Raw genomic sequence first — 23,159 nt, 5'->3', positions numbered from 1 at the left:
AATAGTCAAAAATGAGAGTATAAATTTTTTCATAATTAATGCTGGCGGTGGTTCCCCGCCGCCAGTGTTATTTGTCAAGAAGTTTTTTCCATTTGTCCATATATGTTGCTGGGTGAATGCCCTTTATCCCCTTAGGGGTATCCAAGCCACCTGACTCGAGTACGTCATTAACACCTTTGACACAGTTCCTATCTATCAAATCATATATGACACTATTACTTTTCTGGGCTCTATCCAGGTATTCTTTCATGTACGACTCTTGCTCTGGGGTAGTATCAAGTTCGATTGTTGAAATAGGAACCCCTGTTTCCTTTTTATAAACCCCTTTTGTCGCGCTCAATCCTTTTTCTCCGACAGGAGATTTTCCAACCGGGGTTCCCCCACCTGGAGCTACCGCGACGTGGCCTACTCGGCCGTCGTAATAGACAATATCTGTCCGAAGCCCCGCCGGATCAACCCCGTGCACCGGGTCGTCCAGGCAGTAGCCGTACCAGTCCGGGTCGCCGCCCTTGTCGCCGATGGGGTCCGGCGCGGTCCATCTGCCGGTCCGAACGTCATAATCCCGCCAGCCGAAGCGGACGAACTCCAGGTCCCGGTCGTGGAGGCCGCCCGCGAAGCCGAGGGGCAGGCGCAGGCTCGGGTTGGTGTCCTCGATGATCTCCCGAAGGGGTCTCTCGGAGCTATATCGAATCTATTCGTAATTCCTCATCGCAGCCCCCCCTGTCTGCACTATAGTTGGGCCGGATGCTGCATCTAATCTTGCCTGCATGTTCATTGAGAAAGGTCATGGGGGTATCTACTGTCAATTCCAGCGATACATCACTCCCTGCGCCGGGGAAGGGGAGATCGAATACCAGTATGGTTATTAAAGTAACCCCTCGATAAAGTGTGAGATGATTTCGTTCCGCTGGAAAGGTGAGTCCTTCTTTGATGATTTGACCTCTTGAAATGAACCGATACCTCAAAGCCCCTGGACCAACAATGCCACGATGAAAAATGTATTTATCAAGAACTCCCACATTCAATTCATAGCAAGTATTGAACTTGTGCTTGAGTGAAAAGGAAATCGTCTCCCCTTTTTTTGTCACATCGAATGGTACATCAACTATGTTCTCGTAAAAGCGGTTGTACAGGAAAAATGACTGAAACCAGTTGGAATTATAAAAAAACACGCCTCCGAGAACTAGGCAGAGAAGGAATACCTTTAACCCTTTCATAAAAATCCTTTTTCAGCCGGGAGACAATTGTCCCCCGGCTGTTGTTGCATCAGTGCTTTTCCGCAGTGCGTAAGAATCGATAACGTTCGCGCAGAGCATCGGCATAATCCTGGCAATTATTGGAGTTGCCTCCCCACTTGCACAGCTTGTAATCTCCCGGATCAAGACTCTCTTCAGCCTGTCTCATTCGTTTGTCGCCAAAGTGTGTTTCGTCAAGCGTGTATTTGGTGATATCTTGATCCCGTTTTAAACCATCTTTAAACAAACCGACATTGTCTCCCGTACCATCCTCATAGAAACCGTGCTCATGTTTGAGTTCATAGTTTCCTTTGTCTGCGGTAGAGCCGTCGGTGCCTATACCGGGCAGAATCCACAGTCCTTTTTTGCCGAATCGGAACAGCCCCAATGGATCAATTCCATTAATCGGGTCGTCCAAACAGTATCCTACCAGTCCGGGTCGCCGCCCTTGTCCCCGATGGGGTCCGGCGCGGTCCACCTGCCGGTCCTGACGTCGTAATCCCGCCAGCCAAATCGGACGAACCCCAGGTCCCGGTCGTGGAGGCCGCCCGCGAAGCCGATGGGCAGGCGCAGGCTCGGGTTGGTGTCCTCGATGATCCCGCCGAAGGGGTCGTACAGGATCTCCTTTATCACGTTGTCGTCCACGTCGGCAACCACGCGCTGGACTAGGAATGCCTCCGGGCCTTCAGCCGTTGGCGAGTCTTCGAGCCCTACGGATGAGGACAGCGGCTCTTTTACCGCGCTCGCACTAGGCTTGCGGGAGTGGTGCAGCTGTGCATTTTCTTCCGGCCGGGGCAACCGCAGCGTGCCTCAGCTCTTAGGCCGAGCTTGCTCGGTCTTAGAGATGACGACAGCAGCGATAGCCGTCTACGTGAGGATTGGCCCGGCCGGAAAAAATGTGCAGATGCGCCGCTATTGCAAGCCGCCTCCCGCACCGCTCACCGTCGCCAAACCGTTCACCTGCCCAATTTTTACCGTTCACCTAAAAAAGGAAGCGGTCCGCATGACCATTCACTAGAGGATGGGGTGTCACCGGCGGACAGCCGCCATGACTCGGCATTCCAGTGGGTTGCGGCCCGTGCCAGGCGGGCGAGGCGAAGAAACGTACAGATCAGGAGCATCTCGATGACCGAAGAAGAAAAGAAAATCGAAAGCATGCAAAAGGATGGACAGATATTTCAGCCCGACGCCTCCATGCAGGGCCAGGCGTGGATCAAGGACATGGCGGCCTACGAGGCGGACCACAAGCGGGCCCTGGACGACCCGGACGGGTACTGGGGCGAGCGGGCCAGGGATTTGATCGACTGGTTCACCGATTTCGACACCGTGCTGGAAGCGGACTACGACAAGCCCGAGTTCAAGTGGTTCGCGGGCGGCACGACCAACGTTTCGTACAACTGCCTGGACCGCCACCTGACCGACGGCCGCCGCAACAAGGCCGCGCTCATCTGGCAGGGCGAGCCCGAGGAGGACGTCCGGGTCTACACCTACCAGATGCTCCACACCGAGGTCTGCCGCTTCGCCAACGTCCTGAAGAAGAAGGGCGTCAAGCGCGGCGACCGCGTCTCCCTGTACATGCCCATGATCCCGGAGCTGGCCATCGCCATGCTGGCCTGCACCCGGCTGGGCGCGCCGCACTCCATCGTGTTCGCGGGGTTCTCGTCCATCGCCCTGCAATCGCGCATCGAGGACGCCGAGGCCAAGGTCCTGGTCACGGCCGACGCGGTCCTGCGCGCGGGCAAGACCATCCCGCTCAAGCCCAACGCTGACGAGGCCCTCAAGGACTGCCCGTCGGTGGAGCAGTGCATCGTGGTCAAGCGCGGCGGCAACGAGGTCAACATGGTCGAGGGCCGCGACTCCTGGTGGCACGACGAGATCACGGCCGAGGACATCACCTCGGACTGCGGCTATGAGGCCATGGAGTCCGAGGACCCGCTGTTCATCCTGTACACCTCCGGGTCCACGGGCAAGCCCAAGGGCGTGCTCCACACCACGGGCGGCTACCTGACCTACGCGGCCCACACCACTCAGATCGTCTTCGACATCAAGGACGACGACGTCTACTGGTGCACCGCCGACGTGGGCTGGATCACCGGCCACTCCTACATCGTCTACGGCCCGCTGGCCCTGGGCGCCACCTCGGTCATGTTCGAGGGCGTGCCGAGCTATCCCCGGCCCGACCGCTACTGGCAGATCGTGGACAAGTTCAAGATCAACATCTTCTACACCGCGCCCACGGTCATCCGCGCCCTCATGCGCGAGGGCGAGCAGTGGACCAAGACCTACGACACCACCTCCCTGCGGCTGCTCGGTTCGGTGGGCGAGCCCATCAACCCCGAGGCGTGGCTGTGGTACCACGACCACGTGGGCAACGGGAAACTGCCCATCGTGGACACCTGGTGGCAGACCGAGACCGGCGGCATCATGATCTCGGCCATGCCCTACGCCACCCCGCTCAAGCCCGGCTCCGCCACCCGGCCCCTGCCCGGCATCTCGGCCCAGATCGTTCGCCGCGACGGCTCCCGCGCCGAGCCCAACGAGGGCGGCCACCTGATCATCGACCGGCCGTGGCCCGGCATGCTGCGCAGCGTCTGGGGCGACCCCGGCCGCTACAAGTCCACCTACTTCGCCGGGTTCCCCGGGGCCTACGAGGCGGGCGACGGCGCGCGCGTGGACGAGGACGGCTACTTCTGGATCATGGGACGGCTCGACGACGTCATCAACGTGTCCGGCCACCGCATGGGCACGGCCGAGATCGAGTCCGCACTGGTGGCCCACCCCGACGTGTCCGAGGCGGCCGTGGTCGGCATGCCCCACGACATCAAGGGCGAGACCATCTACGCCTACGTGACCCTGCGCTCCGGCGTGGAGCCCACGGACGACATGGTCAAGGAGCTGAAGGTCTGGGTGCGCAAGGAGATCGGACCCATCGCCACCCCCGAATTCATCCAGTTCGCCGACGGCCTGCCCAAGACCCGCTCGGGCAAGATCATGCGCCGCGTGCTGCGCAAGATCGTCGAACACTCCACGGACTTCGGCGACACCTCGACCCTGGCCGATCCGGGCGTGGTCACCGATCTGGTGGAAGGCAACAAGGATCTGGTCGGGTAACGGCGGCTTCCGAGAGCGGCACGTCTGCGCCGGGAACTGCGCGGAGCGCTTGAAGGCCTCACCGGGACAATGACGAAAAACGGCCCCCGTACTTGCGTGCGGGGGCCTTTTGGTTTGGAGGCTTGTGGGGTATGCAGGGCGAAACCATGGAGGACGGATGAGCGCCATCGACAATCCCTTTCCGGACGGCACCTGTTTCTTTTGCGGCCCGAACAACCCGTCCGGGCTGAAGCTGACCTTCCACCGCGACGGGCAGGGCGGGGTGTACGCCGACTACACGCCCGAGGCCGTGTATTGCGGCCAGGGGGACATCTTCCACGGCGGTCTCCAGATGGGGCTTCTGGACGAGGCCATGTGGTGGGCCGGATACGAGGCCACCGGGGTCATGGAGGCGGTCACGGCCAGCGCAAGCTTCCGCTTCCTGCGGCCGGTCTACATCGGCTCGCCGGTGCGGGTGGTCTGCGCCCTGGCCTCCCGCGAGGGCGCGGCCCTCAAGCTCAAGGGGCGCATCCTCAACGCGGACGGCAAGCCCTGCACCACGGTCCGGGGCGAGTACCGGATCATCTCCCGCGAGCGCTACGAGGCCATCCTCGCGGCCCGGCCCTGACCCTCTCCGCCCCCTGCATTCCCCCGCACGCAACCGACAAGGGCGCGCCATGACCCCATGGCGCGCCCTTTTTTCGTCCCCTGCGGGAATCGTGCCCGAAAAAGCCCGTTCCCGCCAACGGTTGCGCGTTGCGTGCGGCTCGGGTCCCGAAAATCGGCACTAAATGCTATCGATTACTATTTAGCTGTGGTATGTTCCCCGGAACCATAGCCGAAAATCGGGAACTTTTCCCATGTCCTTAACGCGAACCAGGAGACAACCATGCCGAAAAGCAAGAAAAAATTGACGAGCGCTTTTGGTTGCCCCGTGGGCAACGACTTGAACACCATGACCGCGGGCGGGCGCGGCCCGGCCTTGATGCAGGACGTCCACCTGCTCGAAAAGCTGGCGCACTTCGACCGGGAGCGCATCCCGGAGCGGGTGGTCCACGCCAAGGGGGCGGGGGCCTACGGCTACTTCGAGGTCACGGCCGACGTGCGGAAGTACACCAAGGCCGCCTTCCTCTCCAAGGTGGGCAAAAAGACCGAGGTCTTCGCCCGGTTCTCCACCGTGGGCGGCGAAAAGGGCAGCGCCGACGCCGAGCGCGACCCGCGCGGCTTCGCCCTCAAGTTTTACACCGAAGAGGGCAACTACGACATGACCGGCAACAACACCCCGGTCTTCTTTATCCGCGACCCGCTCAAGTTCCCGGACTTCATCCACACCCAGAAGCGCGATCCCCTGACCAACCTCAAGAGCCCGACCATGGCCTGGGACTTCTGGTCCCTGACCCCGGAATCCATGCACCAGGTGACTATCCTCTTCTCGGACCGGGGCACCCCGGCCACCTACCGGAACATGAACGGCTACTCCAGCCACACCTACAAGTGGTACAACGCCAAGGGCGAATACTTCTGGGTCCAGTACCACTTCAAGACCGACCAGGGGATCAAAAACCTGACCGGGCCAGAGGCCGAGGCCATGCGCTCGGCCGACCCGGACCACGCCACCCGCGACCTGTTCGATGCCATCGCGCGCGGCGATTACCCGTCCTGGACCCTGGAGATGCAGATCCTGACCCCGGAACAGGCCGAGGACTTCGCCTGGGACATCTTCGACATCACCAAGGTCTGGCCGCACAAGGAGGTCCCGCCCATCACCGTCGGCAAGCTCGTGCTCAACCGCAACCCGGAGAATTACTTCGCCGAGGTCGAGCAGGCCGCCTTCAACCCGAGCAACCTCGTGCCCGGCATCGGCGTGTCCCCGGACAAGATGCTCCAGGGCCGTCTCTTCTCCTACCATGACACCCACCTGCACCGGCTGGGGCCCAACTACCACCTCATCCCGGTCAACCAGGCCAAGCACGCGCCGGAGATGAACTACCAGCGCGACGGCTTCATGCGCGTGGACCACAACGGCGGTTCCGGTCCCAACTACTGGCCCAACTCCTTTGACGGGCCCGCCCCGGACAACGTCAGCATCGAGCCCGACATCCCCCTGGAGGGCGTGGCGCAGCGCCATGTCTACACCCACCCCAACAACGACTTCGTCCAGCCCGGCACCCTCTACTCCGTGGTCATGACCGAACAGGACCGCAAAAACCTGGTCAGCAACATCGTGGGCTCCATGCAGAGCGTGCCCCAACCCATCCAGCTGCGTCAGTGCGCCCTGTTCTACCTGACCCACGAGGACTACGGCACCCGCGTGGCCAAGGGCCTCAAACTCAAACTCGCCGACGTCAGGAAACTCGCCCAAATGACCCAGGAAGAACGCGTCGCCGCGACTCCCGTTAAATAGCCTCCGGCGGCCAGGGGGGAAACTTTTGAAAAAAGTTTCCCCCCTGGCCCCCCCTTCCAAACTTTTTGGGTGCCTTCGGCAGGTCCGTGCGAACGCGGGAGAGCAGCCTGCTTTTTCTTCTTTGACGAGGACGCACGGTGTCAGGCTTTCGAGAGTGGTGCGGCTGTGCATTTTCTTCCGGCCGGGGCAACCGCAGCGTAGCCGTCTACGTGAGGATTGGCCCGGCCGGAAAAAATGTGCAGATGCGCCGCTATCGGAAGCCGCGCCCTGTAAAACCACCCCGCCGAGACAAAAAAAGGGCCGCTCCCAGGAGCGGCCCTTTTTTTGTCTCGGCGGGGTGGTTTTACAGGCTCAAGCCCATGGGCTTGAGGTAAAACTCGCCCTGGAAGGTCAGCTCGGCGGCGCCCTGGAGGAAGACCATGCCGTTTTCGAGGAACACGGTCAGGACCTCGTTGCCGGTGGTGGTCAGGTCGGCGTGATCACCGGTCAGGCCGAGGGTGTGGGCCAGGAGCTGGGTGGCGGCGGCCCCGGTGCCGCAGGCGTAGGTCTCGGCCTCCACGCCGCGCTCGTAGGTGCGCAGGAGCATGGTCTTTTCGTCGAGGACCTGGGCGAAGTTGACGTTGGTCCCGGCGGGCGCGAACCGTTCGTGGTAGCGGATCTTGGGGCCGAGGTCCATGATGTCCACGCTCTTCACGTCGTCCACGAAGACCACGGTGTGGGGCACGCCGGTGTCCGTGAAGTGCACGGTCAGCGGGCTGCCGTCCACGTCGATGACGATGTCGGTTTCGGTCCTGAGGGGCGGGGTCAGCTGAACCTTGACGCGGCCTTCCTCCGGGCCGTCCAGGAGGACCTTGGCCCGGATCGGTCCGGCGTCGGTGCCGAAGGCGAGTTCGGCCGGGGCCAGTCCGATGGCGTGGGCCAGCTTGGCGGCGCAGCGCGAGGCGTTGCCGCACATCTCGGCCCGGGAGCCGTCGGAGTTGTAGAAGTGCCAGCGGAAGGCCAGCGACGGGTTGTCGGCGTTTTCGAGGAAGAAGAGGCCGTCGGCGCAGACCCCGAAGGCGCGGGCGCACACGGCCTTGGCCCAGTCGGCCATGGCGGACACGGGCACCCCGAGTTCGCGGTTGTCGATGACGACAAAGTCGTTGCCGCACCCCTGCATCTTGTAGAAGGGCACGGACTCGGTGAATATGTTCATGGCGGAAACCTCGTGTTTTTCTGAATGGGTATACGGGCCGGGCGGGTATGGTCCAATTCTTTTTGCGTATGGATGGCGGGCGGCGCGGTCGGGCCTCGGTGCTCCGGGCCTCCTTGCCTTTCGGGAGGGGGGACGGTATCCCTTGTGAAACCGTATCCGAGGAGAACGCGAACATGTCCAAACCGTGCGTAGGCTGCGGCTGGTGCTGCCTGCAGGACCCCTGCATGGAGTCCCACCGGCGATACGGCTACATGCGACGCTGTCCCGACCTGTTCTGGGACGAGGCGGCGGGCCGGTACCTGTGCCGGTTGATGCTCGACCCCGAGACCGCCGAGCAGGTCAGGCGGTCCCAGCACGCCGGGCAGGGGTGCTACGCCCCGCTCAACGCCTGGCGTGACGACGTGCGCAATCGTGATGACGATTAGGCCCTTCTTCTTTCGCTTTCCCGCCGTTTCTGCTAAATGGTATCCTCTTTGGAGAACGTAAGACAACGGAGCAGCCAATGCGTGTGACTTTTGTCGGGGTGGGCGAGGCCTTTGACGAACGGTTGCCGAACACGTCCCTGCTGGTGGAGCACAACGATTCGTCCATCCTGCTGGACTGCGGCTTCAACGTCTCCTGCGGGTTGTGGCGGTACGCGGCCCGGCCCCTCGACCTGGACGCGGTCTACGTGTCCCACTTCCACGCCGACCACTATTTCGGGCTCCCGGCCCTGATCGTCCGCTCACTGGAGGAGGGCAGGACCAAGCGGCTGACCATCCTCGGCCCGAGCGGCATCGAATCAAGGGTCAACCGGCTCATGGAGCTGGCCTATTCCAACGCCCTGGCCAAGGCCGGTTTCGAGATTTTCTTCATCGAGTGCGTGCCCGGCGAGGACTTCAAGCACGGCGGTTTCCGCTTCCGCTTCGCCCTGAACGACCACTCCATGCCCTGCCTGGCCGTGCGCCTGGACGCCGGGGGCAAGTCCCTCTACTACTCGGGCGACGGCAAGCCCACGGACGCCACCGTGGACCTGGCCGAGCACTGCGACCTGGTGGTCCACGAGGCCTTCACCCTGGACGAGATCACCACCGGCCACGGCGACGTGGGCACCTCCCTGGACATGGCCCGCCGGTCCGGGGCCGGGGCCTGCGCCCTGGTGCACATGAAGCGGACCATCCGGCACACCATGATGGACGTCATCCGCATGGCCGTGGAGACCGAGACCTCGGTGCACGGGTTCGTGCCCGAGCCCGGGGACGTCCATGAACTCTGATTCCTCCATCCCCGAAGGCGATTTATCATTCCCTTTTGTCCTGACGCATGCCATTCTCGGCGTCGCGTCCCGGCGGTAAAGGGGCGCGCAGAGATCATCGTCGCCCGGCGCGACCAGGGGAGAACATGGCCGGTAAATACGATTCCATCGTCTACGATTATTTTGAAAAGACAAACGGTTCCATCGTCCTGATCAGCGAGGACCCGCTCTTCAAGCGGATGCTGTCCTCGACCATCTTCAAGATCATCGGCACCAAGCGCGACTGCCTGTCCGCCCTGGAGACGGTCCACGCCGGACTGAAGAAGGTCCAGGCCATGCACAAGACCGGGCAGGACTTCATCGTCTTCATCGAGCGCATGATCGGCGGCAGCACCAGCACCGACACCATCATGACCCTCAAGAGGCTGCTCCCGGACCTCAAGATCATCGTCCTGGTGGGCGAGACCAAGCGCGAGAACATCGCTTTCTTCTACGAGATCGGCGTGTCAAACGTCATCTCCAAGCCCGCGTCCATGAACAACATCATCGAGAAGCTGGCCTTCACCGTGAAGCCCCAGGGCAAGCTCAGCGAGTACATGCACCTGGGCAAGAACTGCCTGGCCGCGGGCAAGCTCATGGAGGCCATGCAGATCGCCAGGAAGGTCCTCGAACTCAAGCCTGAGAGCCCGGCCGGGCTGATGCTCAAGGGCGACGTGCACATGGCCCAGAACGAGCTGGACAAGGCGCTCGACAGCTACCACCGGGCCCATGAGAGCTCCAAGATCTACCTGGAACCCATCAAGAAGCTGGTCGAGGCGTACCGGGGCGTGGACGAGGATGAAATGCTCAAGTACATGAAGAAACTCGACCGCTTGAGCCCGCTGAACGCCCAGCGCAAGACCGAGATCGGCAAGGTCCACGCCCGGCGCCGCGAGATGGACAAGGCCGAGGTCTATTTCGACCAGGCCATCGAGACCGTGACCCGCGAGGCCATGGGCCTGATCAGCGCCGTGGCCGAGACCATCTCCGAGGCCGTGGCCGACGATCCGGGCATGTCCGAGAAGTACCTGACCAAGGTCCTGGAGGCCAAGGGGTCTCGACTGGACAAGGAGGACATCGCCCTGTTCAACAAGCTCGGCATCGCCCTGCGCGGCCAGGGCAAATGGCGCGAGGCCATCGACAACTACGCCTCGGCCCTGCGCATCTCCCCGGAGGACGAGGGGCTGCACTACAACATGGGCATGGCCTACTACGACGGCGGGGACAAGCGCCGGGCGGGCCAGTGCTTCCAGAAGGCCGTGGACCACAACCCCGACTTCTACAAGGCCAGCGAAACCGTGTCCATGAACCTCGGCTCCCTGTTCGCCGACCTGCGCGAATACGAGTACGCCATCCCCTGCTTCGAAAACGTCCTGCGTCTCAACCCCGAAAACGCCACCGCCGCCCGCAAGCTCGCCGCCCTCAAGGCCGCCGTGGGCTGATTTTGGATCTTTTCCCCTGACGCTAGGGGAAATCAGTGTCGGATGCCGCTGCGCGGCGTTTGACGGGTGATTTCGCCTCCGGCGGGCAGGGGCCCGCACCCCTGCACCCCATATGGCGCCTGCGGCGCGGGGTTTTTGTTCGCTTCGCGAAGCGGGGGCGTGGAAAGCCCTTTCCCGCCGCCGGGTTGACCGTTTTCCCCCACTTCACGTAGGGTACGGTCGTGGGCCGGAACGCCGTCCCGCCACCGCAGCCAGGGGGGGTGCCCATGCCGCCGGAAACCGCCGACGCCGTGGTCCGCAGGTTCATCGAAAAGGACGGGGGCGTCGTCGTCTACGTCTCGGACGACTACGGGTTCACCCGCGCCCTGCGCAACATGGTCTCGCGGGTCATCGGCCTGCGCGGCGAGGTCCTCCTGCCCTACACCTCCATGGACGCGGCCGTGGACAAGTGCGTGGAGCTGCGCGAGCAGGACATCCCCTTCGTGGTCTTCATCGAGCGCATGATCGACAACCGCCCGTCCACGGACTTCATCATCCGCCTGTCGCGCGAGTGCCCCGAGGCGCGCATGATCGTGCTCACCTGGGAGGCCACCCAGGAGACCGTGGCCTACTTCTTCGAGCTGGGCGTGTCCCGCGTGCTGGTCAAGCCCGCCTCGGCCAACAAGGTCATCGAGGAGCTGGCCGCCGCCATCTCCCCGCCCATGGAGCTGCGCCGCCAGATGGAGCACTGCCGCAGCCTCCTGGACGCCCACAACTATGTGGCCGCCCTGGCCGCCTCGGACCGCATCCTGTCGCTGAGGCCGGACTCGGCGCGCGGCCTGGCCATGCGCGGCGACGCCCTCATGGGCACCGGCCGGGTGGACGCGGCGGTCCAGGCCTACATGGCCGCCCACGAGGCCAACCCCATCTTCATGGCCCCCCTGGCCAAGCTGGCAGAGGCCTTCCGCGACATGGAGGACGAGCGCGCCCTGGCCTACCTCAAGGAGCTGGACACCCTCTCGCCCCTCAACCCGGAGCGCAAGATCGACATCGCCGAGCAGCACCTGCGCCAGGGCCAGCACGAGCAGGCCGAGCGCTACCTGGACCAGAGCGTCCAGGCCGCCGAGCGCGAGACCCGCTCCATGGTCGGCGACCTGACCGAGCGCATCGTGGACGCCGTGTCCGGCATCGCCCCGGACCTGGCGGTCAAGTACCTGAACCGGGTCATCGACACCAAGCGCGTGCTCGGCCGCGACGACCTGGTCCACTTCAACCGGCTGGGCATCCTCCTGCGCGGCGAGGGCCGCTGGGCCGAGGCCGTGGAGGTCTACAGGAAGGCCCTGACCATCGCCCCCGAGGACGCGGTCATCCATTACAACATGGGGCTGGCCCACTGGGAGGGGCTGGAGCGCATGACCGCCCTGGACTGTTTCGAAAAGGCGCTCGACATCGACCCCGACTTCTATGCGGGCAGCGTGGGCGCGGCCCTGAACATCGGCTCCCTGTACCTGGACCTGCGCTACCCCGACGACGCCATCCCGTTCTTCGAGCACGTCCTCTCCCTGGACCCCGAGAACGACCTGGCCCACGCCAAGCTCGACCAGGCGCGGCGTCTGGTCGCGAGCCGACCCGAGTCCTCCCGTCGCTACCGCCAGGACGAGAAGATTCTCGATCTCGACAACCTGCCCGAACCGCCCAAAAAGAAGAAGAAACGGAAGCGCAAGCCGTTCACCAACCTGGAGCTGTAGCCCGCCCGGCGGCGGGAAATCCGACCTTTCCTCCCCCTCGGGCGGCCCCGCGGGACGTCCGCCTGCCCTCCACGGCACGCCGGAGTATTCCCCGCGAGTCCTCGTCCGACCCGTTTTTTTTCAATTTTATGCTGACATTCGATGGGATTAGGTGTAATTGTGCATAGTACATCAACCGCGCTGTATTGTGTACACTCTACCTCGACCATGACCGCCCCCGCTCCACGCAATTCACTGCTGCTGCGCACCGACGCCCTCGAACAATGCCGCTACCTGGACCGGTCGCACATCCGGGTGCTTTCGGTCACGGCCCAGGCGGGTTCCGGCAAGACCGTCCTCATCTCCCAGTATGACGAGACCTCGGACACGCCCTTCGCCTGGGTGACCTGCTCGGTGCGGCACGCGGACCCCCGCGTGCTCTTCGAGGACGTCGCCCGGACCCTGGAGAAGTCCTGCCCGGCCCTTGAGAGCGAGGCCGTGCTCAACATCTTCGAGCAGCCGCTGAGCACGGACGAACTCATCGACCTCGGCGTCCACCGGCTGCGCGAGGCCCTGGAGGCCCTGGACACGCCCCTGACCCTGGTCATGGACGATGCCCACCGGCTGCTCGGGCACGACGCGGCCCTGCGGCTCATCCGTCGCATTCAGGACGACACCCCGCACTCCCTGCGGCTGATCGTCATCTCCCGCCTCCCGTTGCGGCTGGCGGGCGGGGCGCTCTTCGCGCCCGGCGAACAGCTGGTCGTGGACCAGTCGATCCTGGCCCTGAACCGCGAGGAGATCGCCAGCCTGTACTGCGGCGTGTTCGGCATCCCCGTCAGCACGAAGCACATCGACCGGCTGTTCGAGACCACCGAGGGGTGGGTCGCCGCCCTGGTCCTGCTGCGCAACACCGAGGACCCGACCATGCTCAAGTCCCCGGCCGAGGTGCGGGCCGTGGGCCGGTATTTCGATGAACTGACCGTGTCCATGGACCCGGACGCGGCGCGGGAGCTGCTGCTGGCCGCGTCCCTGGACGCCATCGTCCCGGACGTGCTGGGGGACCTGCTTTCCCCGGCCCTGCTGGACTGGCTGACCGCCATGGCGGCCAACAACCTGTTCGTGCGCTTTGGCGTCGAGAGCGGCCGGACCATCCTGCGCCTGCACCACCTCTTCCAGGCCCACCTGGCGGAAAAGGGCGGGGCGGCCGTCCCGGCCGAAGAGCGGCGGGCCTATCTGGCCCGCTGCGGCGCGGCCTTCCTGAACGCGGGCGAGGTCAGCATCGGCCTGGACTATCTGGTCGCGGCCGGTGCCTGGGTGGAGGTCGAGGGCGCGCTGAAGGCCCACGGCCTCGCCATGGTCGCCGACAATCTCCACTGGACCCTGCTCAACCTGCTCGACGCCGTGCCCGGCCCGGTCCTGGCGGCCAGCGGCTGGATGACCCTGGTCCACGGCATCGTCCTCCTGAACGTCCGGCCCAAGGACAGCGCCGATTCGCTGCGCCGGGCCATCGACCTGCTCCGGGAGGAGGGCGACCCGGTGGGGGAGCTGATCGCCACGGCCATGCTGAACACCTGCAACGTCATGATCCTGGGCCGGTTCGGGCGCCGGGCCAACCTGGTGCGCCGCGCGGTGGAGCTGTTCGAGCCCATGAAGGACCGGCTGCCGTCCCCCCTGATCAAGCTGGTCGCGCAATCCCTGTCCCTGGGCTACGCCTATCTCGAATCGGACCTGCCCATGGCGGGCCGCTACTACGAACTGGCCCTGGCGCACACGGAGGGGAAAAAGGCGGACACGGACCCCGAGCTGCTGCTCTGCCGACTGCTGCTGCTCGTGCTCGGCGGCGACGTGAACGGCGCGCTGGACGCGCTGTCCCCGTTCTTCCCGCTGTCCAACGACACCATGATCAGCCCGACCGTGCGCTACTGGCTGGACATCGTGCAGGCGAACTATCTCCTCATGGCCGGGGACATCGCCGGGTACCGGCACATGCGGGCGTGCATCGGGACCAAGTGGGGGGATAAGCCCGACCGGTCGTTCATCGCCGTCTTCCTCGTGGTCTGGGACCTGGACAGGCTCATGACGGAAGGGCGCTATGCCGAGGCCCACGCCCTGGCCGCCGGTTTCGACGCCGCCCATCCCGAGACCCTTCCGCACATGCGCAGCCAGATCCTGCACTACCGGATGCTCGCCGCCGCCCATCTGGGGAAACGGGAGGAGGCCCTGCGGGTCATGCGCGCGGCCCTTCGCCAGCGGGCCATCGGGGGCGGCATCTGGTTCAGTCTGCTGACCCGCTCCCTGGTCGGGGCCGCCCTCTCCCTGCTGGGCGAAACCCGGGCCGCCGAACGCGTCTTCCACGCCTGCCTGAAAGGCTATCGGGACAGGGACATCGTCCATCCGCATACCGTCTATGCCTACCGGGCCGCCATGCGTTTCGGGACCGGCCGCGACCAGGAGGCCTTGCGGGACCTGGGCGCCCTGCTCGGGCTCATGCGGCGGCGCCGGGTTCCGCATTTTTTCGGCTGGTCGCCCCGGATAATGGAGCGGCTGCTGTGCCGGGCGGTCAGGGATAACGTCGAAAAGCGCTACGCCCTGGACCTGGCCCGCGACCGGCTGGGACTGGACATCCTCGACGACGGGACGCCCGTCCCGCTGTTGCGCATCGAGTGCGCGGCGACCCTGCGGCTGTCCCTCGGGCCGGTGAGCCTGTCCGAGGACGAGCTGTCCCCCATGTGGCGGAAGGTCCTTCGGCTGCTGGGCGAGTCCCCCCGCCGGGTGCTCGGCGTCGAGGCCCTTCAGGAGGAGTTGTGGCCGGGCAGTTCCCCGGAAAAGACGCGCTCCAAGTTCGACACCATGCTGTCGCGCCTGCGCGCCAGGATCGGCGCGGTCTTCGGCGAGGATGCACGGCAGCGCTACCTGCAGCTCCACGGCCAGAAACTGTATCTCAGGCATTGCGCCATCGACCTGCACCAGGCCCTGCGGTACGCCGGGGAAGGCCTGGAACACGCGGCCCGGGACCGGTACTGGCAGGCGCAGACCGCGTTCACGCACATGCGCGGCCGGTTGGGCGCGGCCTACGAGCAGCCCGCGGCCTGGGCGGCCGGGCAGGAGGCCAGGGAGGTCATCATCCGGGCGCTGGTCGCCTGGTCGGCCCTGCTGGTCCGGTGCAACGCCCCGAGGCAGGCCCTGGAGGTCGTGGACAAGGCCCTGGCCCTGGACCCCATCAACGACACCGCCCAACGGCGGCGCTACGACCTGCTGGCCTCGCTCAAGCGCACTGCGGAGGCCTGGAAGAGCATCAAGCGCTATCGCACCGCCCTGGCCGAGGAGGGCTTCGACGAGCAGGAGATAGCCCAGGCCATCGACAACATCTTCGTCTCCTGAGCCTCGTCATCCCGCGCCCCGCGTCGTCTTCGGCGGGGCGCGCAAAAAAGACGGTCCGCATCGCGGGATGACCACGATGCGGACCCTGTATCCGGAAAATGCAGGCGGCGTGCGGCCGCGCGCAGTCGGCGCGGTTCGGGCGCTAGAACTTCATGCCCAGCTTGAACATGGCCCCCAGGGTGTTGTGGTACACCTGTATCCCTACCACCTCGCCGGTGGAGTAGGTGTAGGCCACGTCGAGGCCGGTGTAGTAGGTCTCGTTGATGTCGTAGTCGTAGCCGACAAAGGCGCTGAGGGTCGGGGCGAAGGTCTCGCCGCGCTCCTGGGAGCCGCCGTCGACGGAGATCTTGCCGTTCATGTAGCTGAAGCCCAGGCCCGCGCCGATGTATGGATGGATGTCGCCGTCGTTTTTGCGCGCGGCGGCCTTGATCTGGAAATCGTTCATCATGATGTCCGTGTTCATGCGCTGGGAAGTGCCGCCGGAACCGGTGGTGTGGTAGTTCATCTTGTTGGAGCGGAACGAATACGCGGCGCCCAGGGAGAACCAGTCGGCGAACATCCGGTCTTTCCACAGGTTCACGGCGCCGGTGAAGCCGTTGCCCGTGCCGATGGAACCGTCCACTTCGGTGCCGTTGATGTTCTCGTCGCGGGCGCCCGCCTCGCCGTAGTTCAGGCCGACGGCGCCTTCCAGCCGCCAGTCCTCGGCGGCCGCCAGGGCGGAGAGGGACAACACCAGGGCCAGGGCCAGAGTCAGAGTCAGAAATGTTTGTCGCATGAGCAGCTCGCTTGCAGATGAGGTTGAACAAGGGGTCGTTTTTCAGGTCCGCAGTACGTAAACCACGCCTTCATACATTTTTCTTACATAAGGAAATTAGAGGGATATCGTATCCGGGCCGGGCGCTGAAACGGCTCCGCCCCGATGCCCGCCCAGGTCCGGCGGATTGCCTTTCCCCCCGGCCTGGGCCATGATCGGGCCATGTCCGCGCCCGCCCGCCAGGAAACCAGCCACGTCGCGACCCTGCCCCTGTGGGGCGGGGTGGAGTTGTTGCGCGCGCGGTTCGTGACCCAGCGCTTTTCCCGGCACTTCCACGAGGGGTTCGCCGTGGGCTGCATCGGGGACGGGGCCATGCGTTTCCGCTATCGCGGCGAGTCCGTGGTGGCCGCGCGCGGCCAGGTCAACCTGGTGGTGCCGGGCGAGCCCCACGACGGCCAGGGGGCCGGGGAGGGCGGCTGGGCCTACCGCATGTTCTACCTCTCCCCGGCCGCGCTCATGGCCGCCGCGCGCGAGCTCAGGGATCAGCCCGACCTGCCCCATTTCCGGGCGGGCGTGCTCGACGACCCGGCCCTGGCCGAGTGCATCACCCGCACTCATCGCTGCCTGGAACAGCCGGAGACCCCGCTCATGGAAAAGGAGACCCGGTTGCTCGGGCTGCTCGCCGCCTGGATCAAGCGGCACGCGGACGACCGCCGGGGCGGGGTCCGGGCCGGGCGGGAGCACCGCGCCGTGAACCGGGCGCGGGCCGTCATCGAGGACCGCTTCGCCGAGGACCTGCCCCTGTCCGACCTGGCCCGCGAGGCTGGGCTGTCGCCCTTCCACCTGGTGCGCGTCTTCGAGGGACAGCTCGGCATCACGCCCCACGCCTACCTGACCCAGGTCCGGGTGGAGCGGGCACGCGGCCGCCTGGCCGGGGAGGGCCGCGTGGCCGACATCGCCATGGACTGCGGCTTCGCGGACCAGGCCCACCTGACCCGACTGTTCAAGCGCCAGACCGGGATCACCCCCGCCCGATACCGCAAGATGCTTCAAAACTCCTGAGCCGGACTGGGGCATGGTCCGCCCATGCCCAAACAATACCTCGCCCGTCTCAACCTCTCCCTGGCCATGATCCTGGTCGGCAGCTCCGTGGTCGCCGGCCGGATCATGGTCGAGGAACTGCCCGTGTACCTGGCCTCGGCCCTGCGCTTCGCCCTGGCCCTGGCCATCCTCCTGCCCATGCTTAACGCACGCGAGGGCGGCCTGCCGAGCCTGTGCCGGAGGACCTGGCTCAAGCTGGCCGTCCAGTCCCTGTGCGGCTCCTTCCTGTTCACCGTGTTCCTGCTCCACGGCCTGACCCTGACCGGCCCGGCCTCGGCCGGGATCATCACCTCCACCACCCCGGCCTGCATGGGGCTCATCGCCTGGCTCTTCCTCAGGGACCGGCCGTCGCGCCGGGTTCTGCTCGGCATCTGCCTGTCCGTGGCGGGCGTGCTGGTCATCAATCTGGTCGGGACCGCCGGGCCGGGCGGCGCGAACCCCGTGGTCGGCAACCTGCTGGTCCTGGCCGCCGTGCTTTTCGAGTCCCTGTTCCTGCTCATCCGCAAGACCGTGCCCGAACCCCTCTCGCCCCTGGCTGCGGCCACCGTCATCTCCCTCTTCGGCTTGGCCTGGTTCCTGCCCATGGGGGTCGTCGAGGCCGCGCGCACCGATCTCGCGGCCATCTCCGCCACCGGCTGGCTGGTGATCGGCTACTACGGGGCGTTCGTCACCGTGCTCGCCTACCTCTTCTGGTTCGCGGGCGTGACCAAAGTCCCGCCGTCCACGGCCGGGGTCTTCACCGCGGTCATGCCCGTGTCCGCCCTGGTCCTGTCCGCCCTGGTCCTCCACGAGCCCGTGGGCTGGCAGCAGCTCACCGGCTGCGGCTGCGTCCTCGCGGGCATCGTGCTGATCTCGCGCTGACGGATAGGGCGGGCCGCCGATCTCTTAGGCCGCTCTATCCGACTTCCTCCTTTCATTTGATTTTTCGTTTTGACTCTTTGTGTTACCAATTATTAATTAGTATGCAACATTCACATACTAATTTTTTTGGAGGAACAACATGTCTCGACGTATCGCCCTGCTGTGCGCGGCCCTGTGCCTGGTGGCCGTCACCGCGATCTCCGCCTCGGCCCACGAATTCATCCTGGTTCCGCAGAGTTGGAAGACCTATTCGCCGGGTCAGGAGGTGCCTTTTTCCCTGGTCTCGGCGCACGTGTTCATGAAGAGCGAGGAGCTGGAGAACCCGGCCAACGTGAAAGCCTCCTACCTGGGCAAGGACATCCCCCTGGCGGTCGACCAGGCGTTCAAGTCCTTTACCGGTACGGTCACGCTGGGCCAGCCGGGCGCGGCCCTGCTGCACGGCCACCGGCTGGGCGAGGTCTGGAGCAAGACGCCCAAGGGCGTGCTCAAGGGCGACCGCTCCACCCTCAAGGGCGTGGTCTGGTCGCGCAACTACGAGAAATTCTGCAAAACCCTCATTCCGGTGGGCGGCCGGACCCAGGGCTGGGACGTCAAGACCGGCGACGCCCTGGAGATCGTGCCCCTGAACAACCCGCTGGAGCTGAAGGTGGGCGACACCCTGACCGTGCAGATCCTGCTCGACGGGAAACCCGTGTCCCCGGACGCGGTGACCGCCACCTATGCGGGCTTCACGGACACCCCCAATGCCTACGCCTACTTCACCGAGCCCTACGGCGAGGGCAAGGCCGACATCACCATCTCCGCCCCCGGCTTCTGGATGGTCCGCGTGCAGTACGTCGTGGACGAGAAGGGCGCCAACTACGAGCAGCACGCCATGCGCAGCGTGCTGGCCTTCCCGGTGAAGTAGCATGGGCAGGACGGTGTTCGCGGCGCTGTGCGCCATGCTGCTCCTCTCCTCCCCGGCCTGGGGCCACGGCGTGACCTACGGCGTGATCCCGGACCACGCCGTGGCCGTGCGCTTCGCCTATGCCGGGGGAGAGCCCATGTCCTACGCGGAGACCAAGGTCTTCGGCCCGGACAGCCCGCCGGACCTGGAATACCAGAACGGGCGCACCGACGCCCGCGGCGTGGTCAGCTTCGTGCCGGACGCGCCGGGCACCTGGACCGTGACCGCCTGGGACGAGTCGGGCCACAAGGGCGCCCTGGAGGTGCCCGTGACCGGCTCGGAGGCGGGCCTTGCCGCCCAGGCCGCGTCCGTTCCCCAGGGCGGTGGGGCGACCCCGGTATCCGTGGGCCTCGGACTGAGCCTCCTGGCCAACCTGGCCCTGCTGGTCATGGTCCTGCGGCAGCGCAAACGGGCCGGATAACGGTTTCCCGGCACTCGAAGGCGACCAATCGGACGGCGCGCTTCTCCGCAAGGAGGGGCGCGCCGGTTTCTTCCCCCCCGCGATCCTGAAACGGGCGGGGAGCGGGAGCGGGGTCCGGGGAAGGCTCCGCTTCTCTGCTTGGATTGCGTGGGGTTTCGTGCTAGAGCGTGCCGCACGAGCTTTGTTTAAGGAGAATATTCGACGATGAGAGCGAAGATACATCTGGAAGGGGCGCTGAAGCAGGCGCTTGAGGGACTGGGCCTGCCGTGGCCGGACAAGGCGGTCATCGAGCCGCCCAAGGACAGCGCCTTCGGCGACATGTCGGCCAACGTGGCCATGCTGCTGGCCAAGGACGCCAAGAAGGCGCCGCGCGCCGTGGCCGAGGACATCAAGGCGGCCCTGGCGGGCGATGCGCTCATCGAGAAGATCGACATCGCGGGGCCGGGTTTCCTGAATTTCACCTTTGCTCCGGCCTTCTGGCGGGAGACCGTGTCCGCGATCCTGGACCAGGGCGAGGCCTACGGCTCCTCGACCCTGGGCAACGGCACCAAGGTCCAGGTGGAGTACGTCTCCGCCAACCCCACCGGCCCCCTGCACATCGGGCACGGGCGCGGCGCGGCGCTCGGCGACTCCCTGACCCGCATCCTGGAAAAGGCCGGGTACGACGTGGAGGCCGAGTACTACATCAACGACGCGGGCCGCCAGATGCGCATCCTGGGCGGCTCCATCCTGTACCGCGCCCGGCAGCTCGGCGGCCTGAACCCGGCCGAGCCCGAGGACTACTACCGGGGCGAGTACATCACCGACATCGCCCGCGATTTCATGGCCATGCGGCCCGACCTCCTGGACCTGCCCGAAGCGGACGCCGTCGAGGCCTGCAAGGAATACGGCATGGGCGTCATCCTCCAGGGGATCAAGGACGACCTGGCCGCCTTCCACGTGCGCCACGACATCTGGTTCTCGGAGAAGTCCCTGGTCAACGACGGCAAGGTGGACGAGACCTTCGCCGACCTGACCGCCTCGGGCATGGGCTACGCTGCGGACGGCGCCTTCTGGTTCAAGTCCACCCTGCTCGGCGACGACAAGGACCGCGTGCTGCGCAAGAGCAACGGCGACACCACCTATTTCGCCTCGGACATCGCCTACCACGACAACAAGTTCAAGCGCGGCTTCGACCTGGTCATCGACATCTGGGGCGCGGACCATCACGGCTACGTGCCGCGCATGATGGCCGCCTGCGAGGCGCTGGGCAAACCGGGCGGGCTGTCCGTCATCCTGGTCAACCTGGTCAACCTGCTGCGCGACGGCCAGCCCATCGCCATGAGCACCCGCGCGGGCCAGTTCGAGACCCTCAAGGACGTGGTCGACGAGGTCGGCTCGGACGCGGCCCGGTTCATGTTCCTGTCGCGCAAGTCCGACTCCAAGCTCGATTTCGACCTGGAGCTGGTCAAGCAGAAGTCCATGGACAACCCGGTCTACTACGTGCAGTACGCCCACGCGCGCATCCGCTCCCTGGACAAGAAGGCCGAGGAAGCTGGCATCCGGCCCGCCGCAGTGAGCCCGGCCTCCCTGGCCCTGCTCGACACCGAGTGGGACCTGGAGCTGCTCAAGCTCCTGGACCAGTACCCGGACTACGTGGAGGCCGCCGCGCGGACCCAGAGCCCGCACCTGATCTCCATGTATTTGCAAGAGCTTGCCTCGACGCTCCACAGGTACTATACCAATTGCCACGTGCTCAGCGCCGAGCCCGACGTGGCCTCGGCCCGGCTCATGCTCCTCGACTGCGTGGCCGGGGTGGTGGCGAACGGCCTCGGGCTGCTGGGCGTGAACGCCCCGGAATCCATGTAGGGGCGCGAACTCCGAGGGAAGGACCATGGCGGAAAATCTGGAACCGAAATACAAGCTCAAGGTGCCCAAGCTCAACGCGACCAAGCGGAAGTACGACATCTCCCTGTCCCTGCCCGGCATGATCAGCCTGACCGGGGTGGGCGTCCTGGCCCTGACCTTCTTTTTCGTCATGGGCATCCTCATCGGGCGCGGCTACCGGCCCGAGGCCGACGTGCCGCCCCTCCAGGAGATCATGCCCGGCGCCGAGCACGGCCAGACCGTGGCCGAGGCCAATCCGCCCAAGGTCCTGACCCTTGAGGAACTGGACTACCAGGACCGGCTCAAGGCCTCGCCCCAGCAGATGCTCGACAACACGGCCGAGGACGTCAAGCCGGCCCCCGCGCCCAAGCCCGAGCCCAAGCCGGAACCGGCCAGACCGACGGCCAAGCCCGCCGCCGAACCCGCCCAGCCCGCGCCCGCGGCGTTCACGCCGACCCCGGCCCAGCCCGGCGAACCGGTCTACGACTACGTCTACCAGGTGGCCTCGTTCCGCAAGGTGGAGATGGCCAAGGCCCTGAGCGGCAAGCTGGCCGGAGCCGGATTGAACGCCCGTGTGGAGTCCGGTGAGGCCAAGGGGTCCACCTGGCATCGCGTCCAGGTCCTGCACCACGGCACCCCGGCGTCCACCTCGGAGATGAAGGCGGTCCTGGCCAAATACGGCATCGACAAGCCGCTGCTCAAGAAGAAGACCGCCGCGAACTAGGCGGCGCGAGATATTCCCAAGGGCTGTGCGGTGATCCGGACAGCCCTTTTTCTTTCCCGATCCTTCCCGAAGCCGAGGAGAACGCCCATGCTCGATCCCACCGCCCGCCACCCCATGGTCCTGCCCGACGGAACGGTCGTCAAGACCGTGGTCAACCTGAACCAGGTCGTCGATCACCCGCGCATGGAGATCGGGGACTTCAGCTACTATTCCAACTTCAACCCGGTGGAGGACTACGCGGCGGCCATCGCCCCGTACCTCTTCCCCCTGAGCCCGGAACGACTCGTCATCGGCCGGTTCGTCCAGATCGCCCACGGCGTGGTCTTCATCACCAGCTCGGCCAACCACGACATGCGCGGCTTCTCCACCTACCCCTTCTGGAACTTCACCATGACCCCGGAGACCGGCTTCGACGAGGTTAAGGCCCTGTTCAACCTGCCCGGCCGCAAGGGCGACACCGTCATCGGCAACGACGTCTGGCTCGGCATGGAGGCCGTGGTCATGCCCGGCGTGACCATCGGCGACGGCGCGATCATCGGGGCCCGGTCCGTGGTCGGGTGCGACGTGCCCCCCTACGCCGTGGTCGCGGGCAACCCGGCCCGCGTCATCCGCATGCGCTTCGACCAGCCGACCATCGACCGGCTCCAGGCCGTCCGCTGGTGGGACTGGCCCCTGGACAGGATTCTGGCCCGGCGCGAGGCCATCTCCGGCGCGGACCTGACCGCCCTGGAAGGCTGATCGCCGACCGCAAAACATG

21 protein-coding genes and 1 pseudogene are annotated in these 23,159 nt (G+C 65.3%); 15 read left to right on the top strand and 7 right to left on the bottom strand.

The window, feature by feature from the left end; translation table 11 throughout:
• Positions 1-67: 67 nt before the first annotated feature.
• From DND132_RS18275 to DND132_RS18730, 5 genes and pseudogenes are all read right to left on the bottom strand, one after another.
• Entirely contained in the window at positions 68-250 is a 183-nt protein-coding gene (locus DND132_RS18275; RefSeq protein ID WP_148266975.1) for a hypothetical protein, read from the bottom strand.
• A gap of 249 nt (positions 251-499) precedes the next feature.
• Positions 500-628, bottom strand: a pseudogene (locus DND132_RS18740) (RHS repeat-associated core domain-containing protein); the annotation flags it as partial.
• Between the two features lie 52 nt (positions 629-680).
• A complete protein-coding gene (locus DND132_RS18005; protein WP_081475919.1) occupies positions 681-1,217 on the bottom strand; it encodes a hypothetical protein in 537 nt (178 codons plus the stop codon).
• Between the two features lie 49 nt (positions 1,218-1,266).
• Positions 1,267-1,653 (bottom strand): hypothetical protein, encoded by a 387-nt coding sequence (locus DND132_RS18735; protein ID WP_238528156.1) that lies wholly within the window; start codon positions 1,651-1,653, stop codon positions 1,267-1,269.
• A gap of 8 nt (positions 1,654-1,661) precedes the next feature.
• Positions 1,662-1,880 (bottom strand): RHS repeat-associated core domain-containing protein, encoded by a 219-nt coding sequence (locus tag DND132_RS18730; RefSeq protein ID WP_238528155.1) that lies wholly within the window; start codon positions 1,878-1,880, stop codon positions 1,662-1,664.
• 480 nt (positions 1,881-2,360) lie between these two features.
• Between DND132_RS18730 and acs the strand changes: the two genes are divergently transcribed.
• The 3 genes from acs to DND132_RS09585 all read left to right on the top strand — a co-directional run bounded on the left by acs (position 2,361) and on the right by DND132_RS09585 (position 6,729).
• The gene (acs, locus tag DND132_RS09595; RefSeq protein WP_014322534.1) at positions 2,361-4,346 is read left to right on the top strand and encodes an acetate--CoA ligase; all 1,986 of its coding nucleotides are present in this window, start codon (positions 2,361-2,363) and stop codon (positions 4,344-4,346) included.
• Positions 4,347-4,503: 157 nt separating this feature from the next.
• Complete coding sequence (locus tag DND132_RS17660; RefSeq protein ID WP_014322533.1) at positions 4,504-4,953, top strand: PaaI family thioesterase; 450 nt, start codon at positions 4,504-4,506, stop codon at positions 4,951-4,953.
• Between the two features lie 261 nt (positions 4,954-5,214).
• The gene (locus DND132_RS09585; RefSeq protein WP_014322532.1) at positions 5,215-6,729 is read left to right on the top strand and encodes a catalase; all 1,515 of its coding nucleotides are present in this window, start codon (positions 5,215-5,217) and stop codon (positions 6,727-6,729) included.
• A 343-nt stretch (positions 6,730-7,072) separates the two neighbouring features.
• Here DND132_RS09585 and dapF read toward each other — a convergent pair whose 3' ends face one another.
• Positions 7,073-7,924 (bottom strand): diaminopimelate epimerase, encoded by an 852-nt coding sequence (gene dapF, locus DND132_RS09580; RefSeq protein WP_014322531.1) that lies wholly within the window; start codon positions 7,922-7,924, stop codon positions 7,073-7,075.
• Between the two features lie 173 nt (positions 7,925-8,097).
• Between dapF and DND132_RS09575 the strand changes: the two genes are divergently transcribed.
• From DND132_RS09575 to DND132_RS09555, 5 genes are all read left to right on the top strand, one after another.
• Entirely contained in the window at positions 8,098-8,349 is a 252-nt protein-coding gene (locus tag DND132_RS09575) for a hypothetical protein (protein WP_014322530.1), read from the top strand.
• A gap of 77 nt (positions 8,350-8,426) precedes the next feature.
• Complete coding sequence (locus tag DND132_RS09570) at positions 8,427-9,179, top strand: MBL fold metallo-hydrolase (protein ID WP_014322529.1); 753 nt, start codon at positions 8,427-8,429, stop codon at positions 9,177-9,179.
• Between the two features lie 125 nt (positions 9,180-9,304).
• Positions 9,305-10,639, top strand: coding sequence for a tetratricopeptide repeat protein (locus tag DND132_RS09565; RefSeq protein WP_014322528.1), 1,335 nt, complete (start codon positions 9,305-9,307; stop codon positions 10,637-10,639).
• A 266-nt stretch (positions 10,640-10,905) separates the two neighbouring features.
• A complete protein-coding gene (locus DND132_RS09560) occupies positions 10,906-12,366 on the top strand; it encodes a tetratricopeptide repeat protein (RefSeq protein ID WP_014322527.1) in 1,461 nt (486 codons plus the stop codon).
• Positions 12,367-12,573: 207 nt separating this feature from the next.
• Positions 12,574-15,729: an AAA family ATPase gene (locus tag DND132_RS09555; RefSeq protein ID WP_014322526.1), complete on the top strand. Its 3,156-nt coding sequence runs from the start codon at positions 12,574-12,576 to the stop codon at positions 15,727-15,729.
• A 142-nt stretch (positions 15,730-15,871) separates the two neighbouring features.
• Here DND132_RS09555 and DND132_RS09550 read toward each other — a convergent pair whose 3' ends face one another.
• Positions 15,872-16,504 (bottom strand): outer membrane beta-barrel protein, encoded by a 633-nt coding sequence (locus DND132_RS09550; RefSeq protein WP_014322525.1) that lies wholly within the window; start codon positions 16,502-16,504, stop codon positions 15,872-15,874.
• Positions 16,505-16,705: 201 nt separating this feature from the next.
• On the opposite strand from DND132_RS09550, the gene DND132_RS09545 reads away from it, so the two are divergent.
• The 7 genes from DND132_RS09545 to DND132_RS18845 all read left to right on the top strand — a co-directional run bounded on the left by DND132_RS09545 (position 16,706) and on the right by DND132_RS18845 (position 23,140).
• Positions 16,706-17,545 carry an AraC family transcriptional regulator gene (locus DND132_RS09545; RefSeq protein WP_041916051.1) on the top strand — a complete coding sequence of 280 codons (840 nt, stop codon included), beginning with the start codon at positions 16,706-16,708 and terminating at the stop codon, positions 17,543-17,545.
• 24 nt (positions 17,546-17,569) lie between these two features.
• A complete protein-coding gene (locus tag DND132_RS09540; RefSeq protein WP_014322523.1) occupies positions 17,570-18,445 on the top strand; it encodes a DMT family transporter in 876 nt (291 codons plus the stop codon).
• A 139-nt stretch (positions 18,446-18,584) separates the two neighbouring features.
• A complete protein-coding gene (locus DND132_RS09535; RefSeq protein ID WP_014322522.1) occupies positions 18,585-19,352 on the top strand; it encodes a DUF4198 domain-containing protein in 768 nt (255 codons plus the stop codon).
• A 1-nt stretch (position 19,353) separates the two neighbouring features.
• Positions 19,354-19,812: a hypothetical protein gene (locus tag DND132_RS09530; protein WP_014322521.1), complete on the top strand. Its 459-nt coding sequence runs from the start codon at positions 19,354-19,356 to the stop codon at positions 19,810-19,812.
• Positions 19,813-20,016: 204 nt separating this feature from the next.
• Positions 20,017-21,660, top strand: a complete 1,644-nt coding sequence (argS, locus tag DND132_RS09525; RefSeq protein ID WP_014322520.1) for an arginine--tRNA ligase — start codon at positions 20,017-20,019, stop codon at positions 21,658-21,660.
• A 25-nt stretch (positions 21,661-21,685) separates the two neighbouring features.
• Positions 21,686-22,402, top strand: a complete 717-nt coding sequence (locus DND132_RS09520; protein ID WP_014322519.1) for an SPOR domain-containing protein — start codon at positions 21,686-21,688, stop codon at positions 22,400-22,402.
• 87 nt (positions 22,403-22,489) lie between these two features.
• Positions 22,490-23,140, top strand: a complete 651-nt coding sequence (locus DND132_RS18845) for a CatB-related O-acetyltransferase (protein ID WP_014322518.1) — start codon at positions 22,490-22,492, stop codon at positions 23,138-23,140.
• The last annotated feature ends 19 nt before the right edge of the window (positions 23,141-23,159 follow it).

This window comes from Pseudodesulfovibrio mercurii (assembly GCF_000189295.2).
Taxonomy (GTDB): domain Bacteria; phylum Desulfobacterota; class Desulfovibrionia; order Desulfovibrionales; family Desulfovibrionaceae; genus Pseudodesulfovibrio; species Pseudodesulfovibrio mercurii.
This window is presented reverse-complemented; position numbering and strand designations above follow the sequence as displayed.

Coding starts and splice junctions, on each gene's coding strand:
- DND132_RS18275 (WP_148266975.1), bottom strand. CDS start 250: ATGAAAGAATACCTGGATAGAGCCCAGAAAAGTAATAGTGTCATATAT.
- DND132_RS18005 (WP_081475919.1), bottom strand. CDS start 1,217: ATGAAAGGGTTAAAGGTATTCCTTCTCTGCCTAGTTCTCGGAGGCGTG.
- acs (WP_014322534.1), top strand. CDS start 2,361: ATGACCGAAGAAGAAAAGAAAATCGAAAGCATGCAAAAGGATGGACAG.
- DND132_RS17660 (WP_014322533.1), top strand. CDS start 4,504: ATGAGCGCCATCGACAATCCCTTTCCGGACGGCACCTGTTTCTTTTGC.
- DND132_RS09585 (WP_014322532.1), top strand. CDS start 5,215: ATGCCGAAAAGCAAGAAAAAATTGACGAGCGCTTTTGGTTGCCCCGTG.
- dapF (WP_014322531.1), bottom strand. CDS start 7,924: ATGAACATATTCACCGAGTCCGTGCCCTTCTACAAGATGCAGGGGTGC.
- DND132_RS09575 (WP_014322530.1), top strand. CDS start 8,098: ATGTCCAAACCGTGCGTAGGCTGCGGCTGGTGCTGCCTGCAGGACCCC.
- DND132_RS09570 (WP_014322529.1), top strand. CDS start 8,427: ATGCGTGTGACTTTTGTCGGGGTGGGCGAGGCCTTTGACGAACGGTTG.
- DND132_RS09565 (WP_014322528.1), top strand. CDS start 9,305: ATGGCCGGTAAATACGATTCCATCGTCTACGATTATTTTGAAAAGACA.
- DND132_RS09560 (WP_014322527.1), top strand. CDS start 10,906: ATGCCGCCGGAAACCGCCGACGCCGTGGTCCGCAGGTTCATCGAAAAG.
- DND132_RS09555 (WP_014322526.1), top strand. CDS start 12,574: ATGACCGCCCCCGCTCCACGCAATTCACTGCTGCTGCGCACCGACGCC.
- DND132_RS09550 (WP_014322525.1), bottom strand. CDS start 16,504: ATGCGACAAACATTTCTGACTCTGACTCTGGCCCTGGCCCTGGTGTTG.
- DND132_RS09545 (WP_041916051.1), top strand. CDS start 16,706: ATGTCCGCGCCCGCCCGCCAGGAAACCAGCCACGTCGCGACCCTGCCC.
- DND132_RS09540 (WP_014322523.1), top strand. CDS start 17,570: ATGCCCAAACAATACCTCGCCCGTCTCAACCTCTCCCTGGCCATGATC.
- DND132_RS09535 (WP_014322522.1), top strand. CDS start 18,585: ATGTCTCGACGTATCGCCCTGCTGTGCGCGGCCCTGTGCCTGGTGGCC.
- DND132_RS09530 (WP_014322521.1), top strand. CDS start 19,354: ATGGGCAGGACGGTGTTCGCGGCGCTGTGCGCCATGCTGCTCCTCTCC.
- argS (WP_014322520.1), top strand. CDS start 20,017: ATGAGAGCGAAGATACATCTGGAAGGGGCGCTGAAGCAGGCGCTTGAG.
- DND132_RS09520 (WP_014322519.1), top strand. CDS start 21,686: ATGGCGGAAAATCTGGAACCGAAATACAAGCTCAAGGTGCCCAAGCTC.
- DND132_RS18845 (WP_014322518.1), top strand. CDS start 22,490: ATGCTCGATCCCACCGCCCGCCACCCCATGGTCCTGCCCGACGGAACG.